General features: G+C 41.2%; 22 protein-coding genes and 1 other annotated feature. Of the genes, 3 read left to right on the top strand and 19 right to left on the bottom strand.

The genetic code is table 11. The features are described from left to right. Nucleotides 1–5: 5 nt before the first annotated feature. The gene (gene gltX, locus KFE17_00895; GenBank protein ID QUO32354.1) at nt 6–1,658 is read right to left on the bottom strand and encodes a glutamate--tRNA ligase; all 1,653 of its coding nucleotides are present in this window, start codon (nt 1,656–1,658) and stop codon (nt 6–8) included. 195 nt (nt 1,659–1,853) lie between these two features. On the opposite strand from gltX, the gene KFE17_00890 reads away from it, so the two are divergent. Then, entirely contained in the window at nt 1,854–2,741 is an 888-nt protein-coding gene (locus KFE17_00890; GenBank protein ID QUO32353.1) for a methyltransferase domain-containing protein, read from the top strand. Between the two features lie 124 nt (nt 2,742–2,865). Here KFE17_00890 and KFE17_00885 read toward each other — a convergent pair whose 3' ends face one another. From KFE17_00885 to KFE17_00840, 10 genes are all read right to left on the bottom strand, one after another. After that, the gene (locus KFE17_00885) at nt 2,866–4,296 is read right to left on the bottom strand and encodes a cation:proton antiporter (protein QUO32352.1); all 1,431 of its coding nucleotides are present in this window, start codon (nt 4,294–4,296) and stop codon (nt 2,866–2,868) included. 96 nt (nt 4,297–4,392) lie between these two features. Further along, on the bottom strand, nt 4,393–4,866 hold the full coding sequence (locus tag KFE17_00880) for a GNAT family N-acetyltransferase (GenBank protein ID QUO32351.1): 474 nt from the start codon (nt 4,864–4,866) through the stop codon (nt 4,393–4,395). Nucleotides 4,867–4,898: 32 nt separating this feature from the next. Beyond that, nucleotides 4,899–6,206, bottom strand: coding sequence for a serine dehydratase subunit alpha family protein (locus tag KFE17_00875; GenBank protein ID QUO33574.1), 1,308 nt, complete (start codon nt 6,204–6,206; stop codon nt 4,899–4,901). A gap of 69 nt (nt 6,207–6,275) precedes the next feature. Then, nucleotides 6,276–6,689, bottom strand: a complete 414-nt coding sequence (locus KFE17_00870; protein QUO32350.1) for an EamA family transporter — start codon at nt 6,687–6,689, stop codon at nt 6,276–6,278. 46 nt (nt 6,690–6,735) lie between these two features. Further along, nucleotides 6,736–8,139: an AI-2E family transporter gene (locus KFE17_00865; protein ID QUO32349.1), complete on the bottom strand. Its 1,404-nt coding sequence runs from the start codon at nt 8,137–8,139 to the stop codon at nt 6,736–6,738. Nucleotides 8,140–8,296: 157 nt separating this feature from the next. Then, nucleotides 8,297–8,611, bottom strand: a complete 315-nt coding sequence (locus KFE17_00860; protein QUO32348.1) for a DUF1540 domain-containing protein — start codon at nt 8,609–8,611, stop codon at nt 8,297–8,299. 117 nt (nt 8,612–8,728) lie between these two features. After that, nucleotides 8,729–10,651 carry a threonine--tRNA ligase gene (gene thrS, locus KFE17_00855; protein QUO32347.1) on the bottom strand — a complete coding sequence of 641 codons (1,923 nt, stop codon included), beginning with the start codon at nt 10,649–10,651 and terminating at the stop codon, nt 8,729–8,731. Between the two features lie 3 nt (nt 10,652–10,654). Further along, on the bottom strand, nt 10,655–11,161 hold the full coding sequence (locus KFE17_00850) for an acyl-CoA thioesterase (protein QUO32346.1): 507 nt from the start codon (nt 11,159–11,161) through the stop codon (nt 10,655–10,657). Nucleotides 11,162–11,217: 56 nt separating this feature from the next. Further along, nucleotides 11,218–11,430 (bottom strand) — a binding site (T-box leader). Nucleotides 11,431–11,465: 35 nt separating this feature from the next. Then, a complete protein-coding gene (locus KFE17_00845; protein QUO32345.1) occupies nt 11,466–12,233 on the bottom strand; it encodes a YdcF family protein in 768 nt (255 codons plus the stop codon). A 17-nt stretch (nt 12,234–12,250) separates the two neighbouring features. Then, nucleotides 12,251–12,751 carry an SEC-C domain-containing protein gene (locus KFE17_00840; GenBank protein QUO32344.1) on the bottom strand — a complete coding sequence of 167 codons (501 nt, stop codon included), beginning with the start codon at nt 12,749–12,751 and terminating at the stop codon, nt 12,251–12,253. A 119-nt stretch (nt 12,752–12,870) separates the two neighbouring features. Between KFE17_00840 and KFE17_00835 the strand changes: the two genes are divergently transcribed. Beyond that, nucleotides 12,871–13,092, top strand: coding sequence for a hypothetical protein (locus tag KFE17_00835; GenBank protein QUO32343.1), 222 nt, complete (start codon nt 12,871–12,873; stop codon nt 13,090–13,092). Nucleotides 13,093–13,114: 22 nt separating this feature from the next. Here KFE17_00835 and KFE17_00830 read toward each other — a convergent pair whose 3' ends face one another. Beyond that, nucleotides 13,115–13,261, bottom strand: coding sequence for a hypothetical protein (locus tag KFE17_00830; protein QUO32342.1), 147 nt, complete (start codon nt 13,259–13,261; stop codon nt 13,115–13,117). A gap of 271 nt (nt 13,262–13,532) precedes the next feature. Here KFE17_00830 and KFE17_00825 point away from each other — a divergent pair, with 271 nt between their 5' ends. Beyond that, a complete protein-coding gene (locus KFE17_00825) occupies nt 13,533–14,543 on the top strand; it encodes an aspartate--ammonia ligase (protein ID QUO32341.1) in 1,011 nt (336 codons plus the stop codon). Nucleotides 14,544–14,636: 93 nt separating this feature from the next. Here KFE17_00825 and KFE17_00820 read toward each other — a convergent pair whose 3' ends face one another. From KFE17_00820 to KFE17_00790, 7 genes are all read right to left on the bottom strand, one after another. Then, on the bottom strand, nt 14,637–14,957 hold the full coding sequence (locus tag KFE17_00820; GenBank protein ID QUO32340.1) for a putative heavy metal-binding protein: 321 nt from the start codon (nt 14,955–14,957) through the stop codon (nt 14,637–14,639). A 17-nt stretch (nt 14,958–14,974) separates the two neighbouring features. After that, a complete protein-coding gene (locus tag KFE17_00815; GenBank protein ID QUO32339.1) occupies nt 14,975–16,111 on the bottom strand; it encodes a toxic anion resistance protein in 1,137 nt (378 codons plus the stop codon). 3 nt (nt 16,112–16,114) lie between these two features. Next, nucleotides 16,115–17,299, bottom strand: coding sequence for a 5-bromo-4-chloroindolyl phosphate hydrolysis family protein (locus tag KFE17_00810; protein ID QUO32338.1), 1,185 nt, complete (start codon nt 17,297–17,299; stop codon nt 16,115–16,117). Between the two features lie 149 nt (nt 17,300–17,448). After that, entirely contained in the window at nt 17,449–18,837 is a 1,389-nt protein-coding gene (locus KFE17_00805; GenBank protein QUO32337.1) for a hypothetical protein, read from the bottom strand. Nucleotides 18,838–19,081: 244 nt separating this feature from the next. Next, nucleotides 19,082–20,362, bottom strand: a complete 1,281-nt coding sequence (locus tag KFE17_00800; protein ID QUO32336.1) for an adenylosuccinate synthase — start codon at nt 20,360–20,362, stop codon at nt 19,082–19,084. Between the two features lie 205 nt (nt 20,363–20,567). Continuing rightward, a complete protein-coding gene (gene cls / locus KFE17_00795; protein QUO32335.1) occupies nt 20,568–22,154 on the bottom strand; it encodes a cardiolipin synthase in 1,587 nt (528 codons plus the stop codon). Nucleotides 22,155–22,158: 4 nt separating this feature from the next. Next, nucleotides 22,159–23,568: a PLP-dependent aminotransferase family protein gene (locus tag KFE17_00790; GenBank protein ID QUO32334.1), complete on the bottom strand. Its 1,410-nt coding sequence runs from the start codon at nt 23,566–23,568 to the stop codon at nt 22,159–22,161. Nucleotides 23,569–23,641 lie beyond the last annotated feature (73 nt).

The raw sequence follows: 23,641 nt of genomic DNA, 5'->3' as shown, positions 1-23,641 counted from the left end.
CTCAATTATTTTAATTTCTCAATGCAGGCACGCACGCGGGCTTCAAAAATGTCTTTGCCGACAAACTGAATAATGGAATACAGATCCGGCGTATTTTTATGTCCTGTTACCGCAACGCGGAGCATACCGCAGGCATCTGCAATCATTCCTTTATACGCTTCCGGATTCGCCTTATATTCTTTCTTATTTGCACAGTAGTTTTTCGCTCCTGCAATTACTTTCACATCTTCAAACCATTTTTCCGCATCTGTATCAAACTCATACCCTTCCAGATAAGCGTCCAGAAGCTCAATAATGTCTTCTTTCGGTCTTGTCTCGTCAAATTCATAGGCATCAATCGTCTTCTCCAGATTGTAGAGGTATGGATACATTTCTGACAGATCAGACCATTTCCCAACGTCACGGCGCACTTTGTTGCCATTATATTTCCAAAGCTTAATGCTGCCTTTGAACTTTTCCTCATCGGCTTCAATGATTGCTGAAAGTTTCTCATCGTAGTTTGCTGCCCAGGCTTTGATTTCTTCAAATAACTGCTCTTCTGTCTTCTCTGCAATGACGCGCTTGCTGATATCATTTAATTTCACAATGTCAAACAGCGCTCCGCTGACACTCATTTTGGAAAGTCGGAATTCAAATTCAGAATTATCTGCCTCCGGATTATCACGTCTCCACTCTTCATAGTCAGAGTTGGCAATCGTCAGCATATATTCTATCAGAGATTCCTTCGGATATCCCTGCTCACTGTAATAGCTCACTGCTGCTTCCGGATCTTTTCTCTTACTGAGTTTTCTCTTAGAACCATTCTCGCTCTTCATAATCGGAGCAATATGCGCATAAGCCGGAAGCGGGAAGCCAAACGCTGCAAATAACTGTTCGTGGATCGGATAAGAAGAAATCCACTCATCTCCGCGGATAACGTGTGTTGTTCCCATCAGGTAATCGTCGATAGCATGGGCTGCATGGTAAGTCGGAATCCCATCTGTCTTTAAGAGCACAACATCATTGATGTTCTCCGGCAGTTCAATATCTCCTTTGATCAGGTCATGGCAAACTGCTTTCTTCTCTTTATCCCCATTGGAACGAAGACGCACAACAAACTTATCCCCACGTTTTACTCTCTCATAAGCTTCTTCCGGAGATAACTTTCTGCATGCGGCGTATTCTCCGTAATAACCCATATCTTCTTTCTTCTCTTCCTGCTCCTTACGGATTGCAGCAAGCGCTTCTTCTGTACAGAAGCACGGGTATGCTCCGCCTTCTTCCATCAGACGTTTCACATAGGCACGATAAATCTGTTTTCTGTGACTCTGAATATACGGACCATAAACACCTCTTTCCGGTTCAAAAGGTCCCTCGTCAAACTCAATCCCATACTGATGTAAAGCAGAAACAATCTGTCCGATTCCGTCTTCAATCTCACGCTTCGCATCGGTATCTTCAATTCTTAAGTAAAACACACCGTCAGACTGCGCTGCCATTCTCCATGAAACAAGTGCTGCATACAGTCCTCCTACATGCATATATCCTGTCGGGCTTGGTGCAAATCTTGTCACACATGCCCCCTCTTTTAAGTTTCTTCTTGGATAAGCAGCTTCAATCTCTGCTGCCTCTTTCTCTACATCGTCAAAAATCAACGCTGCAACTTCTTTCCATTCCATTTATCTTCCTCCTAAAAATGATTTTACTCATTGCTATTCACTTCTGTTATTGTAGCAAATATCGTTCCGATTTAAAAGGATTTTTTCGGAAACATGTAAAAGGCTTTTTATTAAATTGCATTCTCACCGCTCTATAGTATAATAATCATATACATTATTTCAAAAGAAACAAAAATATGACAAGGAGATTTACTTATGTATCAAGAACTGCTTAACCTGATCGAATGTCCGCTTTGCAGGTCAAAACTGACGCTAAGCACTGCAAAGATGTCAGAAGAGGAAATCATCGAAGGCACGCTTACCTGCAATGAAGGTCATAGATTTTCTATACGCAATGGCGTCGTAGACTTCTGTTCTGAAGAACAGTCTCTCATAAATCAATGGAGTGAAGCATACAAAGAAATGGATTATGAGGCATATGATGCCCACATTGAACAACTGAAATCTTCCCGTGAAAAAGAACTTCAGCAACTTGTGCTCAATCAGTTTATCCGGGAAATTTGTCCTCTGAAAGATAAAGTAGTTGTTGATATTGCCTCCGGAAGAGGAATGCTGCTCACTGCGCTCGCGGCATGCGCGGACGCCTCCTTACGCCTCATCGCCACAGACCTGAGCTTTGAGGTGCTCATGTACGACCGCCTGAAATTAAAAAAGAGGAATCCTAAACTTCGGGCGAATTTTATCGCATGCGATGCAGCGAATCTGCCCCTGAAGTCTCACTGTGCAGACCGCACCGTATCATTTTTCGGTATCGCTAATATGCTTGACAGTACAGAACACGGAATCCGTGAGGCAGCACGCATCTTAAAAACAGATGGCGCACTCTTCAATGCATTTCTGCACATCCAAGAAGCGTCTCAAGGGTTCGAGGCTGTCCGGAAGTTTTATGCAGAACATCAGAACCCCGGAGCCGAGACAGTGTATTTGCCGGAAATTGCAGCTCGTATGCACGAAAACCATTTTGCAAACGTACAGTGTGAAACCGTCTGTGAAGATATTAAAGATTCCGAAGAAAGCGCTCTGGATCTTCTTCCTTATCCCGGAGAATGGTTTGCATATGTCATTTATCAGTGCTCCATTTAGAATGCTTGATCACCGCAAGCTGAAACTTTCTCTTACCGAAGAAAAAGCTCCTGCTTTCAGATCTGACCAATCTGTCTGCAAGAGCTCTTTTTGTTACAGCTTTTTGCTTATCGCCGCTTTTTGCTTAATGATTTTTCTTTTGATTCTGTGATTCTTCTTTCCTGCCATGCCGTTCCATCTGCGCGATCCTCTTCTGTTCAGCTGCCCAGGCTTTTGCTTCTTCTTTCATCTCTTCTTCCGCAAGCGCTTCTGCTTCCGCTGCCTCCGGCGAGCCAACCGCTGCAAGTTTATTTGCACGGCGCTTAATTACTTCTTCCGATTTTGGCTTAATATCTCCTGCAGCTGCCAGAGCTTCTCTTGTCATAAGCGGTCCGACAATTTCATAAACAAGCACTGCAAACAGTGTAATGTTTCTGATCAGAGCGCCTTCCTCCCCTAATTGCATCGCTGTTGCACACATTCCAAGCGCAACTCCTGCCTGCGGGAACAGCGTAATACCAAGATACTTACAGATCTGCGGCGCACACTTCGTCGCGCGCGCACTGATATATGTACCAAAATATTTTCCAATGCAGCGAAAGACAATATATACGATTCCAATTGCAACAATCGCCCAATCTCCAAATACACCAAGTTCCAGTTCAGAACCACTGATAACAAAAAATACTGCAAATAGCGGGGAAGTCCATTTATCTGCCGCTTTCATAAGATCTTCCGACAGATCACATGTATTGCAGAAAACAGTTCCAAGCATCATGCAGACTAACAGTGAAGAAAATCCAACATGTACCGGTCCAATCTCAAATTGAATCATGGAAATGGAAACCGTCAGAAACACAAATGCAATTGTCATATTCAAACGGTTTGTATTTGAATAGAACATTTTTTCCATCTGTGTCAGAATCCATCCCATAACTGCTCCAAACAAAATCGACAGTGTAATCTCAACAAGCGGGTTAATAAAAATTGAAACAAAATCCAAAACTCCGCTCATAAGTGTCTTTGCTATTCCAAAGCTGACAGCAAATACAATTAGACCAACCGCATCGTCAAGTGCAACAATTGGGAGCAGCAGATCTGTCAAAGGTCCCTTCGCTTTATACTGACGCACAACCATCAAAGTAGCTGCCGGAGCCGTTGCTGTTGCAATTGCCCCAAGTACAATGACCTGTGGAAGTGTCAGCTTATCCGGCATCATGAAATGCACCGCAAATAGCGCTGCATCAACACAGATCGTTGCGCCGATTGCCTGAATAATCCCAATGGAAAACGCCTGTTTTCCAATCTGTTTGATCTCCCCAAGCCGAAATTCATTTCCAATAGAAAATGCAATAAATCCAAGCGCTACTTCTGATAAAAGTGACAGCATTTCTACCTCATGCATAGAAGTAAAACCAAGCCCGTGAATTCCAAGCCCTCCCAGACAGTAAGGTCCAATCAATACACCTGCAATCAAATACGCTGTCACATCCGGCAGTCTCATTTTCGTAAATACTCGCGTCATCAGAAGACCTGCCAACAACGCAATTGATACATTCAATAATACATAACTCATTTTTCTCATTCCTTTATTTCTATACTTCGTGTCTGAATCACAAGTATACGCCTGAACACACAAAAACACAAGGAAGAAAAATTATTTTATTTACCGCTATTCTAAAATCAGTTCCATGTGCGTTTTCTTTGGTTTCATTCCCATTTTTTCATAAAAATGCTTCGCACTCTCATTGCCTTCCCACACATTTAATGTCACTTCATAACATTTCAGGCGTTTTGCCTCCTGTTTGACAAATTCAAACAACTGTCTGCCAATATGTTTTCCCCGAATTGTACTGTCTACACAGAGATCATCCACATACAAAATCCGGAACGGAATCATATTATTAGACTGTATCGGTTCCTGAATTTTACAAAGTGCATATCCAAGCACCTCATCATTCTCATCAACTGCCACATAAACAGGTTTTTGCTCATCCGCAATTTTTACTTTTAATTCTTCATCAGTATATTTGGTTGTCCCCGGAATGAAAATATCCGGACGCAGATTTGCATGGATATCCAACACCTGACTTAGTAACTCTTTTATTTTTTTAATATCTTTTTCTTCTGCTCTTCTGATTTCCATAGTCGTTTTCCTTTTTTATCCATATATAATTGCTATGACTTCGCTTCCATAATTTCCAAAATTACAGTATCCGTATCTGCCATACCTTTTTTCCCAATAAGCGCCATGTTAGAAATGCATTCTTCCGGAGTATTTCCGCAAATACCATCACTTGCCCTGAGTGGTGCATCATAAACCGCGGTAATTGCTGACATGAGCGCTGCCGTCGATCCTGTTGCTACTTTCATGGAACATCCTACCTTTCCACCGTCGCAGAGCATTCCGGTTACCGTTCCTGTCATATTGCGAACCGCATATCCGATCTGCTCATTTGTTCCTCCGAAAAGATATGCCATTCCTGCCGCCGCTGCTGTTGACGCTGCCATTACACAAGTACACATCGGCGATAATTTTCCAATCTTTGCATTGATATAACGATTCACAAGATGAGAAAGCGCAAGTGCGCGCACCTCCTGCTCCGGTGATGCTCCAACCGCCATCGCCGTCTCACTTACCGGCAGAATTGCAACCAGACCTTTTGTTCCCGCACCGGAACTACTCATCGTAGGAAGCGGGCAGCCATCGAGACGACTCTCTGCCGCTGAAGCAACTTTCGTAATGATCCGCGCCATCAGGTCATTCCCCAGAAGAGCTTTTCCTGATATGTTTTCAGTTCCCGTTTCTTCTGAGCGAAATGCATCTGCAATCCCGACACCTGTTTTCTTTGTCTCAGAATATTTTGCAAGCTTTTCATTCATTTCCACACCATCAAGCAAAAAATGCAGTTCTTCTTCCGTTACCGTGTCAACCAGATCCCGCATGTCTGAAATCCGCATCTGACAGAGCTTCTCCACAAGTGGATGCTCTCCCCCTGTACTTCCATTCATTGCCTGTTCCAGAATTGATCTGCCATTTTTCGCAAGGTACACTACGTTTGTATGTGCACCTCGTATTTCGCAGCTGGATGTTTCTTTTCCGGAAGTCATTTCACAACACACAAAAATACTCTTCTCCTCCTTGGCAACTTTAACATGCACCTGATCTTTTTCAATCAGTTCAAATGCCTGTTTCAGTGTATCATTCGTGACATCTTCTAATAATTCCAGTCCCTTTTCCGGATTTTTCAGAACTGCTCCCAGTGCCGCCGCATAGGGAAGTCCCACTTCTTCGCAGTTTGGAATTCCTGCTGACATGCCGTTCTTGTAAATCCCTGCGTTTACCCTGATTTCTATCTGATCCGGCATTTCTCCCAGAACTTTTCCGGCATTTGCCGCACAGAGCGCAACACAAACCGGCTCTGTACAACCAAGAGCCGGTATCACATCTCCTTTAAGTAAGGTCAGCATTTCTTCTTTTGTCATTTGAATCTGTCTTTTCATATTTTATTACCTCATCTGTTCCTGCTCGCATTTATGCGTTATTTCATTTGTTTATAACACCATGAGCAATGTTCCGGCACAAATCAGTACACAGCCAATCAACGATTTTGCTGTGAATGTTTCATGCAAAAAGACAAATGCCAGAACCAGTGTAATTACAATACTTAATTTGTCAATGGGCACAACTTTTGACACTTCGCCAATCTGAAGCGCCCTATAATAACATAGCCAGGATGCCCCTGTTGCCAAACCGGATAAAATCAGAAACATCCAGCTCTTCTTGCTGATTTCTGAAATTCCGCTCTGCGCATTCGTTAGGAACACCATTCCCCATGCCATAAATACCACTACTACTGTTCGGATTGCTGTGGCAAGATTGGAATCGACTCCATTAATACCAATCTTTGCCAATATCGACGTGAGCGCCGCAAATACTGCTGACAAGAGAGCAAATAAAAACCACATTCTACCACATCCTTATTTCTTTTGCATAACAAGCTCTATTTCATGCTTAATTTCTTTCCTGTTCCTGCTGTACTTCTTCCTGCTCTTCTACCGGTACATATGTCCCGTCATCTGTTACATAACTCTTATTATCATAACACTGCGTTCTTGTCGGCAGATTCCGTTTCTCTAATTTGTAATTAATCAACATCTCGACAATATAGTAAATTACTGCAAATGTCGGAACACCCATCACCATTCCGATAAATCCAAAAAGTCCTCCGCCAAGCAAGATAGAAAAAATAACCCAAAAAGCTGACAAACCTGTAGAATCTCCGAGAATTTTCGGTCCGATCACATTCCCATCCAACTGCTGCAGCAGCAAAATAAAAATAGCAAAATACAGTCCTTCTAACGGATCTGCTAACCCGATCAGAATAATACAAGGAATTGCTCCGATATATGGTCCAAAGAATGGAATCACATTTGTTACACCTACGATCACACTGACAAGCAATGCATACGGCATCTGCAGAATCGCTGTTCCTATGTAACAAAGTACCCCTATGATCATAGAATCAATTACCTTTCCGATCATGAAGCCGCCGAAAATCTGATTACTTTTTGTAACAATATGGAGTGTCAGATTGGCATGCGGAGGTGTCATTAATGCGTAAACCGCCTTTTTTGCCTGCGCGCTGAATTTTTCTTTGCTAAACAATACATACACAGAAACAATAATTCCAATCAAAACATTCATCACTTCATTCACAATGTTAATGACTCCCGATGTCAGATTGCTCATAAGGATATTTGTCTGACTCAGAAGATCTGTCCGCAGCCAGTTCTGCAGCGCTTCTGTTCCCTCCCGCAAAGCCTGATTAAAAATTTTTCCTGTGGTAGAATCATCAATCTGAATTTCATTCAGCCATGCAAGTCCTTCATTCAACTGATCCGGAAGTGTATAAACCATATCGCGGATACTCGTATAAAGCTCCGGAATTACCATATTGCAAAGGGTTGCCACTATCGTAAGACCGATGCAGATAGAAGCAATAATTCCTGTTGTTCTGCTAATCTTCTCAATTGCTGTTTGCTTCTTTGTATAAATCTTTAAAAGGGGCTGCAGTAATTTTTCGATTTGCTTACACAATGGATTCAATAAATAGGCAATAACCAATCCGTAAATGATCGGTTTCGATACTTCCACAATCTTACCAATTACGCTGGACAGATTGCTTACTCTCAACAATGCAAAATAGAACAAAATTGCAGCTGCAATTACGAGAAAACTCGTCATACCTCTGCTAAACTGTTCCCGTATTTTGGACGGACCTTTCCCTTTCAGATTCGGGCGCTTCTCATAGTATGCTTTTTCGCGCTCGTCTTCTCCGTCATTTATTTTTCTCTCTGCAGCAACAGACTGCTGCTCTTTTTCCAATTCTTCTTGATTTTTGCTTGATTTTTCCATATATTTTACTAATGTCCCCTAAAGGTGCCTCCTTCCAACTGTCTCCGCTTATTATAACGCGCTGCTTCTAACCGAGTCAACCAGATAATGAAAGAGCATCCCTTCATTTTCATGAAGAGATGCCCATCCGCTCACAGCCGTCCGGCAGTTTTCATATTTACTTGTATTCGAAACTTGCACACTGTGTCTGACCGCATTCACAGGCGCTGCTTCCTTCCACGCTGATTTTTCCTGCTTCGCATTTACAATCATGATTATAACAACATTCTTTTGCTTTGCAGTCAATCATTGCTGTCGGTGTTGCTTCTCCTGTTACATCGCTGTAAGTGTTGCCTTTTCGTTCTTCAAAGCTTTTACAACAAGTATCTGCCGCATTTTTTGCAGTATCACCGCCAACTTTAATCGTATCTAATGCACAATAGTTCTGTTTATTGTGCAGACAAGTCTGTACTGTACATCTTAATTCTGGCATAATCCTATCTCCTTTTTTCATTATTTTCTCTGATAGTATTTGCCCGATCTCTTAAAATTATTCCATTTCAAAAAAATTAATGATATGCCCTGAAATAGATGATATAACTAACTTGATTTATTTTTCTTCTACGTTTCTGATTGCTCTTTTGGCAATCTCTTCTTTCACTGCATCCACAAACTCACTGAGTGTTTTCTGACCTTCATCCCCGGCAAATCTGCTTCTGACTGCAACTACTCCTTCTTCCTCTTCTTTTGCACCGACAACAAGCATATACGGAATCTTATTCATCTGTGCCTCGCGGATTTTGTATCCGATTTTTTCTGCTCTTGTATCAATCTCTGCACGGATTCCGGCTTCTTTTAATTCTGCCAGAACTTTTTCGCCGTATTCCAGATATTTGTCAGAAATCGGAAGTACTTTTACCTGTACCGGAGATAACCATGTTGGGAATGCTCCTGCAAAATGCTCGATCAGAATACCGATGAAACGTTCGATAGAGCCAAATGCAACACGATGGATCATAATCGGTCTGTGTTTTTCTCCGTCTGCTCCAATATATTCCAGTTCAAATCGAAGCGGAAGCTGGAAGTCAAGCTGAATTGTTCCGCACTGCCATGTTCTTCCAAGACAATCCTCCAAATGGAAATCAATCTTAGGACCGTAGAATGCGCCGTCGCCTTCATTTACCACATAATCAAGTCCAAGTTCGTCCAGCGCATTACGAAGTGCCTCTGTTGCTACTTCCCAGTCTTCATCGCTTCCCATGCTGTCTTCCGGACGTGTAGATAGCTCCACATGATACTTAAATCCAAACAATGTATAAACTTCATTAATCAGTTTTGCTACACCCTTGATCTCATCTTTAATCTGCTCCGGTGTCATGAAAATATGTGCATCATCCTGTGTAAAGCAGCGCACACGCATCAGTCCGTGAAGCTGTCCTGATTTCTCATGACGGTGAACCAGTCCAAGTTCTCCCAGGCGCAGCGGAAGATCTTTGTAGGAGCGCGGCTCAGATTTGTATACAAGCACTCCACCAGGACAGTTCATTGGTTTGATCGCAAAATCTATTTCATCAATCTCTGTTGTATACATATTATCTTTGTAGTGATCCCAGTGACCGGATGTCTCCCACAGATGACGGCTCAGCATAATCGGTGTAGAAATCTCTACATAGCCTGCTTTATTATGAATCTCTCTCCAATAATCCAGCAGTGTATTCTTCAACACCATTCCCTTTGGCAGGAAGAATGGGAATCCAGGTCCTTCTTCTGTCATCATAAACAGACCAAGTTCTTTTCCGATCTTTCTGTGATCGCGTTTCTTCGCTTCCTCGATCATTGTCAGATATGCTTCCAGGTCAGCTTTCTTTGGATATGCTGTTCCGTAAATACGTGTCAGCATTTTATTCTTCTCACTTCCACGCCAGTACGCACCTGCGAGGCTTGTCAGTTTCAGAGCCTTTACTGCTTTTGTATTCATTAGATGCGGTCCTGCACACAGATCCACAAATTCACCCTGCTGATAGAAACTGATGACCGCATCTTCCGGAAGATCCTGGATCAATTCTACTTTATATGGTTCATTTTTTTCTTCAAAATAAGCAATTGCTTCTTCTCTTGGTTTTGTAAAGCTTGTAATCGGAAGTGCTTCTTTTACAATCTTCTTCATCTCTGCTTCAATCTTCTCAAGATCCTCTGCTGTAAACGGTGTCTCTCTATCCAGATCATAGTAGAAACCATCTGCAACAGACGGTCCGATTGCAAGTTTTGTCTCCGGATAGAGACGTTTTACTGCCTGCGCAAGAATATGGGAAGCAGTATGTCTGAACGCCCCCTGTCCCGCTTCATTCTGGAATGTAAGAATACTGAGCTCACAATCTTCTGAAACAATCGTTCTCAGGTCAACTACCTCCCCGTTCACTTCTCCTGCTGTTGCATTTCTCGCAAGTCCTTCACTAATATCCTCTGCAATCTCAAGGACTGATCTTGGTTCTGCATATTCTCTGACAGATCCATCTTTTAACGTAATCTTCATAACTTATTCCTCCACTTTTTCTTTCTCATTATCTTTTTCATCTATCTGAGGTTCTGCTGCTGTCTCCAACTTATCCGGTTCCTCAGTTTCTTCCGGTTCCATGCATGAAATAAACTTCTCATGGTATACCGGATAATTCTTCTTCAGAGAGATCGGTTTCCCAAGTTCTGTCAGGAAACAGTGCGAAGTCTCTCCTTTACAGTGAATCATATTTGTTTTCTTGTTCACAACCTGATAGCTGATCACAAGCTTGATTCCATTATATTCTTTGATCGTCAGGTCAATTCTGGCTGTATCGCCAAATTTCAACATCCGAAGATATTTTGCACTGGCTTCCAGCACCGGACAAAGAATTCCTTTCTTTTCCAGTTCTTCGTAAGGAAGACCAATCTGTCTCATAAAATCTGTTCTCGCCTCTTCAAACCAGCGAATATAATTTGAATGATGCACCACCTTCATCTGATCTGTCTCGTAATACTGTATCTGATGTTCATACGGACGAAGCTGCATGTCATTTCACTCCTTCATTTCCAAATAAAAAATCCCCTGCAATGAATCACTTCACTGCAAGGGACGAGTTGATATGGTAACTCGCGGTTCCACCCCGCTTGTACCAGTCTTCTGACTGGAACCACTTATTCTGATGATAACGGAATCACCGTGCAGTTTTGCTGCCGCTCAGAGGTAGTCTTCAGATGCTTCTGTGATAAAGAACTTCCAGCCAATGGTTCTTCTCTCTGGATCTTTTCACATCTTACTCGTCTCGTCATCGCTTTTCATATATGTTCCTATTATAACACGGCGACTTGATTTGTCAACGAACAAATTTGAATAATACTCGTTTCCCCTCTGCAAAAAACTCTCTCATCATATAGTTTGGCAATACAATTGGTTTTGTACTGGCTGCCAGTCCATATACCTTTCCATATCCGACATTTTCTGCCAGTTTCATGGCACGGTAAATATGAAAGTTATTCGTCACAATTCCTATTTTCTGCCCTCGCAGCTCTCCAATGATCTTCTTACTGTTCACCAAATTCTCATAGGTAGATACTGATGCGTCTTCAAGAAAAATATCTCTTTCCGGTACCCCTCTCTTCTTCAGATATTCTGCCATAGCTTCTGCTTCACTGACTTCTTCGCCAATTCCCTGCCCTCCCGACACAATAATCCTATTTGTCGGATGTGTTCTATAATAGTCCAAAGCCCGATCAAGTCGTCTGCGAAGAGCATCTGTCACTTTTTTTCCACGCACCTGAGCTCCCAGCACAATCATGCAGTCAAGACTGTCCGGTTCCTGCTGTACCATAGCTTTTATAATTTTTCCTTCTACAATCGCAATAGCCACCGCTGTCAAAATTCCAATACATCCAATAACCGCCCGAATGTATTCCGGCAAATATGCCCACCCTCTTCCAAGCACCAAAAACATAATACCAAGAAAAATCCAAAAACCTGAGAACGTCGTATTCCATCGTCTGGAAGAAAATACCATTACAAAATAATATATAAAACAAATACACCCAAGTAAAATCACACCTTTTCCTCCTGAAATAAAAGAGAAGCCAGATACGATCTGCATCTGACTTCCTCATCTAACTATCTGCCGCAGCAGTGTTTATATTTCTTTCCGCTTCCACACGGACACGGATCATTTCTTCCGATCTTTTTCGGCTTTCTGATTGTTCCTGAGTTCTTCTGGATTTTATAGAGTTCTCTTTTTTTCTCCGGTGTGAAGATCTCATCCCACTGTGGAAGTTCATAGAGCCATTCTGCCTTTGCATCTACCATGTTCATGTATAACTTTTCTTTATCGAATGCAAGGCTGACAACTGTTTCTTCATCCATAGTCTCAATCGGATTCTCTGTCTTCAGACTCTCGTTGATACCATCAAGGAATCCAACCATTGTCAGAACTTCTACACCATATTTTGCAGCCAGTTCCTTCACAGTTCCTTTCACTTCTTCATCCGGATTGGAAAGAAGCTGCTCATAAATTCCTTTTTCTGTTAAAAAATATGCATTCCAGAACTTCTGTAATGCTGCTCTGTCCATTTCTTTTGAATATGCTATTTCATGCCATTGCTCTAATAAACTCATTTCAAAATACTCCTTTGTATATTTTCATTCTTTACTCGCATATTATATACTATTTCTTGCAGTTTTCCAAGATTCTTTATATAATATCCTTAAAAATTCTCATAAAAAGGATGATAATTATGAAAAAATTTAAAAGAATCGCAGCAGGCGCCGGTGTTCTTCTGCTCGTTGGAATGTATCTCTGCACTTTCATCTTTGCACTTCTGGATAATCCAAAGACAATGCTTATGTTCAAATTCTCGATCGCACTATCGCTCATTGTCCCGGTTCTCTGCTATGGTATCGTACTTTTTACCCGGCTTTCTAACCAAAATAAAACAGATTCTTCTGATGACAATTAGACAACTTCCATTACTCCATTGCTCAAATATAAAGTTCTGCCAGCATCAGCGCAGAACTTTTTCTGTTTTCTTCCCCTGTCTGACGTTTCGTTAAATTCTCTTTTCTCTTTTTCAGGTATTCTTCAATTGATATAACACCTTTTACTGTCTGTTTCTCATTTTGCTTCATATGCTGTACCTCCTTATTCTCGAATACCGACATTATCATCTATATGACACAAAGATAAAAAATATGCTTTTTATTTTCACTTCCCTCACTCTATTCTGATTCTAACAATCAATTGTGACACCCTTATGACTGAACTCTAAAGTCTTTCTAATTTGTTTCTTAAAAATAATTTATAATTTATTGTCAAAACTACAAAAATCACTTGACATCCAAACAGAGCGAATTCTATATTATTAGGTATATAAAAATGACAGAAAGGAAGTATGCTGTTATGGAACATTTATACATTCCGGATAACTACATTTCTCCACTGAATATTAGAGAAACCGAAGTTGCCATCAAAGAAGTAAAAGACCATTTTGAGCGTGCCCTTGCAAAGGCACTGCACCTGACTCGTGTATCCGCTCCGCTTTTTGTAAATCCGAGTACCGGTCTGAACGATAATCTCAACGGCGTTGAACGCCCTGTCTCCTTTGGTGTGCGCGAACAAAACGATGCTGAATTTGAGATTGTTCACTCTCTTGCCAAATGGAAACGTCTGGCGCTAAAGCGCTATGATTTCCATTCCGGTGAAGGTCTTTACACGGATATGAATGCGATACGCCGTGACGAAGATACCGATAATATTCATTCCATTTTTGTAGATCAATGGGATTGGGAGAAAATTATTTCCCGTGAGGAGCGCAATACCGAAACACTGGAATACACTGTTCGGAAAGTTTATTCTGCTCTGAAAGATACAGAACAGTATATTTCCAGACGTTACAATTATATTGAACCGCTTCTTCCGGATGAGATTACATTTATCACATCACAGGAACTGGAGAATCTATACCCGGACTGCACACCAAAAGAAAGAGAATACAAAATTGCCAGACAGAAGAAAGCTGTATTTATTTCCCAGATTGGCAAAGTGCTTGCTTCCGGAGAAAAACATGACGGACGTGCACCGGACTATGATGACTGGGACTTAAACGGCGATATCATCGTTTACTACCCTGTACTGGATATTGCTTTAGAACTTTCTTCTATGGGCATCCGCGTGGATGAACGTTCACTTGCCCGTCAGCTAAAGCTTTCCGGCTGTGAAGCCAGAGCAGAGCTGGACTTCCAGAAAGCTCTCCTAAACGGTGAACTTCCTTACACTGTCGGCGGCGGAATCGGACAGTCGCGCATCTGTATGTTCTATCTGCGCAAAGCACATATCGGAGAAGTACAGTCCTCTGTATGGCCGGACGAAATTGCCCGCGAGGCACTGGCACATGGCATTCAACTTCTTTAAGCGAATCAGAAACCGACAATGATACATTGATACAAAAAAATCCCCTGAACATTTTGGCAAATCCTTTTACCTCAACGTTCAGGGAATTTCTCTCTACTCCACTACAACAGCCGTTCCGCTTGCTGTAACCATCAACATTCCATTGTCCGTACCAAGTACCTCGTAGTCAATATCAACGCCTACTACTGCATTTGCTCCCCGGTCTATTGCGCGTTGCTCCAGTTCGATCAGTGCATTCTGCCTTGCCTGAACAAGTTCTTCTTCGTAACTTCCGGATCTTCCCCCAAAGAAATTGCTGAAAGACGCTGCAATATCTCTCACAAAATTCACACCGGAAATCACTTCTCCAAATACAATTCCACGATACTCAACAATTCTTCTTCCTTCTACCGATGGTGTTGTTGTAATAATCATAATTCTGTACTCCTTTCTTAACGATGGATCTGAAGTAATTTCTGCTTCAGATCTTGCTCAAGCTGATACATTTCCTGTTCTGCTTCCTTGCGCTTCTGCCTTCCTTCCTCCTGTATCTTCATCACTTCATCAAATGTCTCGATCAAGGACGCATTCGTTTGTTTCAATGTCTCCATATCTACAATTCCCCGCTCAGACTCTCTCGCCGTTTCTACAGATGCCATTTTTAATGCCTGTGCGTTCTTCTTCAGCAGCTCATTCGTCATATCTGTCACTGCGCGCTGAGCCTGAGAAGCTTTCAGCGAATCTTCCACTCCGAGGGCAATTACCATCTGGCTCTTCCATAACGGAATCGTATTGACAATCGTAGACTGAATCTTTTCTACCATCATCGTGTCATTCCCCTGCACAAGACGAATCTGCGGCGCTGTCTGCATCGCGATCATCTTCGTTAATTCAAGGTCGTGGATTTTCTTTTCAAATCGGTTGCAAAATGCCTCTAAATCTCTTGCTGCCTGCGCATCTTCCGGTAAATTCGTTCTTGTCGCTTTATCCAACAGCTGTTTCAGATCATTTTCACGAATCTGCACCAGCTTTTTCTTTCCAGCCACTACATACATTGTCAGCTCTTTAAAATAAGTCAAGTTTGTTTCATACATTTTATCAAGAATTGCAATGTCTTTCATCAATTTTACTTGATGTTCTTCCAAAGCAGACGTAATCTTCTCAATGTTTACTTCCGCTTTATCATATCTGGCTTTCATAACCTCCATTTTGTTAGAAGCTTTTTTAAAGAGTCCAAAGAAACCTTTTTCTTTCTCTTCTTCATCAAAATTCTTCAATTCACCGATAACCCCTTCGAGAAGCGTACCGATTTCTCCCAGATCTTTTGTTCTTACATTTTCCAGCGCTGCCTCTGAAAAATCTGCCATTTTCTTCTGCGTTCCTGCACCGTACTGCAAAATCATATTTGTATTCGTAATATCAATCTGCTGGGCAAACAATTCTGCCTGCTTCTGTTCTTCTTCTGTCAGAACACTATCGTTCCATGTTTCTTCTGTCTTTATAACTTCTGCCGGAGTTTCTTCTTCGGCAAATGGTTCTAACGTCAATGTAGGTGTATCTGTAAATGCTTCAAACTTCTTCTCTTCCATCTCTTATTTATTCCTTTCTGTAAAATCTTTCTTTGTCAATCCTTCTTGCGCAAGCATTGTATGCAGTACGGAAATATCTGAAGACACATCCCAGGCTGTATCCTGAAACAGACCGTCTAACATTTTCTCAAATGCTTCATTTAATGTATCCAACGTTGCTTCTATTTCTTTCTTAGAATTCTGGATCGTTTCTGTATCAACAGACTGACTCTCAAGCTCCGCATATGCCTGCAGCAATTTTACGGTTGTAGGAAGATAATATTTTAAAAGCCGGCGAATGTCATCTATCTGCTCCGGATGTTGTTCAATTCTCTCAAAAATTTTTTTCACAAGAAACTCCATTCTGGAAATCTTTCTTGAAATTTCTTCTCCCGGAATTCTGTCATTCCACCTCCGGATTTCTTCGATATAGTCCTGTCCGCTTTGAATGATCTGCTGTGCTTCTTCACTGAGTTTTTTCGCTGTCTTCCTCTCTGCTTTCTCTTGATCTGATGTCAAGTCAGCTGCTTGAACTGCCTGTTTTTGTTTCTCAAGCATAAGATACTCTTCGTATACTTTATCTGATGTCATAAAACAAGTTTTACTTCGATCAAAATGCCCTTCCCGAAACCAGCCTTTTTCAATCATTTTCTGAATATCTTTTCTTATATAACCAACAGATTTTCCTGTATATGCAGCCAAATCCTCCAGATTACAGTATTGCGTATCCTGCAATTTCTGCAGATATTTTCGAAATCTGGTGATTCCTTTCATCTTTCTGCGCCCGCCTGTTACCAGACAGAATAGCAAACATGTAATAACACCAAGCAGTATTGCGCCAATTTTCATCGCCGGATAAAACATCTCTCCAATTATCATCAATAAAAGCAAGGACAATAAGCCAAAACCAAAAATCCCTCCCAAAATTGCTCCGGGAATGACCATTCCAAGTCCACTGCTCCAGACTTTCTTATCATTGATGTACAGTCTTGCTTTTTCTCTTTCTTTCTGCAATGCCAATTCTTGCTGTTCTCTCTGTTGCTTCGCGTACTTTGTCTGACGCATTATATTTCCTGTAATATTGTCGGCTGCACTGCTTACAACATTACTGATTGTCTGATTTAATTTTTGAAAATCTTGTGAGTTTATCGCATTTTCCACGATATCCCGCACAGAATTTCCTATTTTTTCCCATTCTTTTTTGTCCATGCCATCTTCCTGTCACTTTCTTTTATTTGCTTCGTGTGTTTTTTTTCATTATACCTTTAATACATGCAAATTACAACAAAAAGAGAGCCGCTGTTCAACAATTACAGCGACTCTCTGACTCCTATTTTAGGAGCAGGAAAATCAATTTCTTATTTAAGAATCCTCTTTCTGACAGATACGACTACAACTGCTGCTGCCAACAGCATGCACAGTACAATTACAGATATATTGGTATGATCGCCGGTCTTAGGTGCAGCTTTTTTCTTTTCCTCAGCAGCTTTCTTTTTGGCTTCCTCATCTTTCTTCTTTTTCGCTTCTGCCTCTTTCTTCTTTAGTTCTTCCTCTTTTTTCTTCAGCTCTTCTTCCTTCTTCTTTGCTTCTTCCTGCTGTTTCTTCAGCTCTTCTTCCTTCTTCTTTGCTTCTTCCTGTTGTTTCTTCAGTTCTTCTTCCTGCTTCTTCAACTCTTCTTCTTTTTTCTTGTCCTCTTCGCTCGTGTCAGGAGTATCTTCCGCAAGAGTTAAGAGTTCCAAACCGCCTTTCTGAGCAAATGGTTCATTGTTTTCAAAATCCCAGCTGGATACATGATAAATAAAGTACAGATTTGTTTCTTTCACATCTTTTGGAATGATAGCTTCATATGTCACAATGACCTGTTCTCCGGATTTTATTTCTCCAACTTCGAAAGAATGATCTTTGATTTTCAACTTATCTGAAATTGTCATGCTGCCAATGCCAAGTGTTTCATTTCCATCTTCATCTTTCGCAATGTCTGCTGAAACAAATACATTCATAAGATCTGTTTTATTCGGATTTGTAATGGTAAATACCATTTTAAATGTCTCTCCACGCTTAATTGCGCTTAGATCATTCAATGCCTCCACTTTCACATCCAGTTCCAGTACTTCCGGCTGTTCCGGTTCTTCTGGCTGCTCTGGCTGTTCTGGCTTTTCCGGCTGTTCCAAATCTTCTGGTTCTTCCGGTTGTTCTGGCTGTTCCGGCTCTTCCGGCTGCTCCGGTTCTTCTGGTTTCTCTTCTTCAACCGCTTTTACTTTCAATTCCAGATTCGCTGCTCCGTATACTGCATCGTCTGTACCTTTCGCTGTTACATTTACTGCAATGCTCTTACCTGCCAATTCTTCCGGAACAACTGCGTTCATCTGCAATTCCAGTTTTTCATGGGCTTTTAATAAAGTCACATCTGCTTCTAAAGCTGTTTCAAGCTTTCTCACTGCTTTTAGATGTTCGTTGGCTTCTAATTCTACAATCTTTACCGCATTCTCTTCACTTGTTGATGTTACAACGATTGTTGGAGATATATCTGCTTCAGAAACATTCTCAAGTAACAGCTTCATCGCGAAGGCATCTCCAATTTCTAGCGTTGCAGCATCTTTTTCTTCATCTGGAAGAATTACAAGTTTAACCTGATCTGTATTTTGATCTTCTTTTGGCTGCTCTGGTTCTGCCGCATAACCGTTCATTCCAATCAGCATTGCTGCAAAGCAAATCCATGCAAATAGATTCTTACGTTTCTTCGTCATAACACCACCTCCAATATTACCTTTTTTGTTATAATGATTATATCATATTCCTCCTTTGCATTTGTTAATATTTTCTTAAAATTTATATGATATATATTATATTTTCAGTTTATTTATCTGTTTTTATTATTTTTTTCTGATTTGTTTTTTGTAAATCTTTTGTATCATAGAAAAACTGCATAAAAAAAGTTCTATACAAGACGATTTTTCTTGCATAGAACTTTTCTGACTTTTCTTTCTATTTTTATTTCTGACGATAAATAATATCGTCTCTTCCCGGTCCATTAGAAATCATTGTAACCGGATAGCCAAGTCTCTCTTCAACAAACTCGATATATTTGCGGCAGTTCTCCGGCAGATCTTCATACCTCTTAATTCCTCGAATGTCACAATTCCACCCCGGAAGAATCTCATATACTGGTTTCGCTTTTTCCAGCAAATGTGTTGTCGGGAAGTCTGTTGTAATCTCGCCGTCAATCTCATAGGCAACACATACCGGAATTTCTTCCAGATATCCCAACACATCCAATACGGTAAACGCAACATCTGTCGTTCCCTGCATTCTGCATCCGTATTTGGAAGCAACACAATCGAACCAGCCCATACGTCTCGGACGTCCTGTTGTTGCTCCGTATTCACCGCCATCTCCACCGCGGCGTCTTAATTCATCTGCTTCTTCTCCAAAAATTTCACTTACGAAAGCACCTGCACCCACTGCGCTTGAATATGCTTTGCAAACAGTAATGATTTTCTGAATCTCATATGGCGCAATACCGGCTCCGATAGCTCCATATGCCGCCAGTGTCGAGGACGATGTTACCATTGGGTAAATTCCATGATCCGGATCTTTTAAAGTACCGAGCTGCCCTTCCAGAAGTACTTCTTTTCCTTCTTTTAATGCATTATAAAGGAAAAGTGACACATCACACACATATGGACGGATTGTATCACGATATCCATGAAGCTCTTCTAACAAAGTTTCCGGTGTAAGGAGCGGTTTATGATAAAGGTGCTCAAGAAGTACATTTTTCTGTTCACAAATACGTACAACTTTTTCTTTTAACAGTTCTTCATCAAACAATTCGCTAACCTGAAATCCAATCTTTGCAAACTTATCAGAATAAAACGGAGCAATACCGGATTTGGTGGAACCGAATGATTTTCCTCCCAGTCTTTCTTCTTCATACTGATCAAATAAAATATGATATGACATAACAATCTGCGCCCTGTCTGACACAAGAATTTTCGGCATTGGAACGCCTTTCTCAACAATAGACTGGATCTCATTCATAAGAACCGGAATATTTAAAGCAACACCATTTCCGATAACACTTGTTGTATGACTATAAAACACACCGGATGGAAGCGTGTGCAGTGCGAATTTTCCATAATCATTTATAATTGTGTGTCCGGCATTGGCACCACCCTGAAAACGAACAATAATATCTGCCTGCTTTGCAAGCATGTCTGTAATCTTGCCTTTTCCTTCATCTCCCCAGTTAGCTCCTACTACTGCTTTTACCATACAACATTACCTCCTGTTTTACGTCACCGCCGGCATCAGCTTCTTCCGCCTCGCCGGATTATTTTTTACGGAGAAATTATACTCTCATCTTTTTTTATTGACAATAGTAATTTTCCACAAAATAAAATTTTATATGCTTTTATTCTTGTAGACTCCCAATATAGCAATAGTTTCTCACAACAATACCGCTCTATTACAAGATCTATTACATAAGAGGAGCCACCAGCCGAAGAATCTCTCCTGCTGCTTTGGAAATAAATGGTCTTGTCCTTACATCTGTGATAGAAATCTTCTGACACTTCTTTAGTGTATTCTGGAAATCTTCCTCAATATCATATACCACTGCATTCTGATAAATAAATGTTCCACATTCGAAATGAAGGTACAGACTTCGATAATCCAGATTGATGGTTCCTACCGTTGCTGTATCATCATCTGCCACAAACACTTTCGCATGTACAAATCCAGGTGTGTATTCATAAATTTGTACACCCGCTTCCAGAAGTTCTTCATAGTAAGTTTTTGCAAGCGCAAACGCATATTTTTTGTCAGGAATATGCGGCATGATAATAATTACTTCAATATTGCTTTTTGCTGCCCGCGTCAGCGCTGTAATCATCTCTCCATCCAAAATCAGGTATGGAGTCATAATGTGTACGTATTTTTTAGCATGATTTAAAATGTGAAAATATACTTCTTCTCCAACATTTTCATGGTCATACGGACTGTCACCGTACGGGAGAACAAATCCCAGTTCTCTTCTAAGTCCTGTTGTTGACGGCGTCAGATAAGCATCGAATTTTTCTTTTACTGTCTCATCTACATTCCACATCTGCAGGAACATCACGGTCAGACTCTGAACCGCATCTCCCCGCAACATCACTGCAGTATCTTTCCAATGTCCAAACCGTTCTTTACGGTTAATATATTCATCAGCCAGATTGATACCGCCTGTAAATCCAACCTTTCCATCAATAACACAGATTTTCCGATGATCACGATTGTTTTGATGTGTTGACAGCACCGGATGCACCGGGCTGAACATTTTGGCTTTCAAGCCTTTCTTCTGAAGTGTTTTCGGATAACGATACGGGAGCAATGCAATACTGCACATTCCATCATACATAAAGCGTACCTCTACTCCTTCTGCAGCTTTACGCTCAAGCACTTCCAGAATTGTATTCCACATATATCCCTCATCTACAATAAAATACTCCATAAAGATAAATTTTTCTGCCCGTTCCATCTGTCGGATCATCTCTTCAAATTTATCTTCTCCAAGAGGGAAATAGGTCACCTCCGTATTGCGATAGGTCGGAAATCCAATCTGATGCGACATATAATAAGCAAGATTGGCATTTGAAGGCTTATTGGCTCTCAGCGCCTGCACTATTTCTTTATTTTCCTCCATATAAGGAGCTGTTTCGATTTTAAGTTCACTGAGGCGTTTTCCGATATATCTGGTGCTGAATTCTGTCTTAACAAAAAGATAAAACAGTGTTCCAAACACTGGAAATAGCATTACGCATAAAATCCACGTCATCTTAAATTCGGGATTTCCCTTTTCATTCAAAATATAAATGATCATGACTGCGCTAAAAATAGCCAGCATAAAGTAAATTGCAGACATGTATTTCTGCAGATAATTTACCATCGCAATCATAAACATTACCTGTGCAAGCAACAGTACAACAACAACCGCTGTCCGACTGTAGATCAGATAGGACGCACCCTTTTTAGCTTTTTTTGCCGTGTCCTGCGCTTTATTTTTTACAAGATCAACTCGATCCATGTCTTCACATCCTTTCTTCTTTTTTCCAGATTCTCACAAGAATCTCCGTTGCTTCACGAATCTGCTCCTCGCTCATATTCGCATATCCTAGAAGGATTGTTGTTCCTCCCATTTCCCACGGTCTTGTATAATATTCAGATAATCCATATACTTTAATATCCTGCTCCGCCGCAGTTTGAAGCAACTCTTCTTCTGTCCATCTATCATCAAATGTCAGAAGCAAATGCACTCCTGCATGTTCCCCTGATACCTGGCAGATCTGTTCCATTGGTTTCAGACATTCAAGCAATTTGTCATGTCTCCCCCGGTAAAGCGCACGCATTTTATTGAGATGCCTCTCAAAATATCCCTTTTCGAGAAAATGTTCAACAACTTTTTGCTCAATACGCGGAACAGTACAGTTGAGAAAACGACTTTTCTCCCGATAAACTGCAAGCAGCTCTTTGGGCAGAACAAGGTACCCCATTCGTATCGCAGGTGCAATGGATTTTGAAAAAGTTCCGAGGTAAATGACTTTTGCATTTCTATCATATCCTTGAAGAGCCGGGATCGGCTTCCCTTTATAACGAAATTCACTGTCGTAATCATCTTCAATAATATAGCGATTTTTGTCCCGCTTCGCCCATTCCAGAAGCTCCAGACGCCGCCGCAGAGGCATTACAATTCCAAGCGGATACTGGTGCGACGGCATGACATAGGCAATCTGTGCGCCACATTCCTCCAGCTCATCAATCTTCATTCCACTCTTGTCCAGATTTACCGTTTCTGTTTCATGGCCAAGACTTTTGAAAATTCGATAGGCCTGGCGGTAGGTCGGATTTTCAAATGCGATCTTCCTGTTACCCAAAACCATAGAAAGCAGCATCAGAAGATAATCATTTCCTGCTCCTACAATAATCTGTTCCGGACTGCAGTTCACTCCTCTGGCCTGATGGAGATAATTACTGATCTCTGCACGAAGACTGTATTCTCCCTGGGATTCTCCGGACGCAAATAATTCTGAATTATCAACAGACAGTACCTCTCTTGATAGTTTTCTCCACACAGAATAAGGAAAACTTCCCAAATCAATTCCATTTGGCGTAAAATCATAGCGATACGTCCGTACCTTCGAATCCAAAAACGCCGGCACATCCTGTTCTTCCGGCTCAATCTGATACAGCCCTTCAATCGATGCAACAAAAAATCCACTGCATGGTCTCGCTTCAATGTAACCTTCTGACAGCAACTGTTCATAGGCAAGCTCAACTGTGCTTCTGCTGACTTCCAGATAGCGTGCCAATGCTCTTGTAGACGGAAGCCGTTCTTCCACCTCAAGGGTTCCCTGACGGATTTCTTTTCGAATGTAGTCATATATCTGTTCATAAAGCGGCTGCTTCAATTCCGGATTCAAATGTATCGTCAGCTCATTCATCCTGTTTTATGCCTCTCTGTCTGAAAATATTTTTAAAAGCAAAAGAGGACTTCCCACACGCATGTCTCTTTGG

Origin of the sequence: Faecalicatena sp. Marseille-Q4148, from assembly GCA_018228665.1 — a bacterium.
Lineage (GTDB): Bacteria > Bacillota > Clostridia > Lachnospirales > Lachnospiraceae > UBA9414.
Note: the sequence above shows the minus strand (reverse complement) of the source record. Positions and strands in the feature narration are given on the sequence as shown.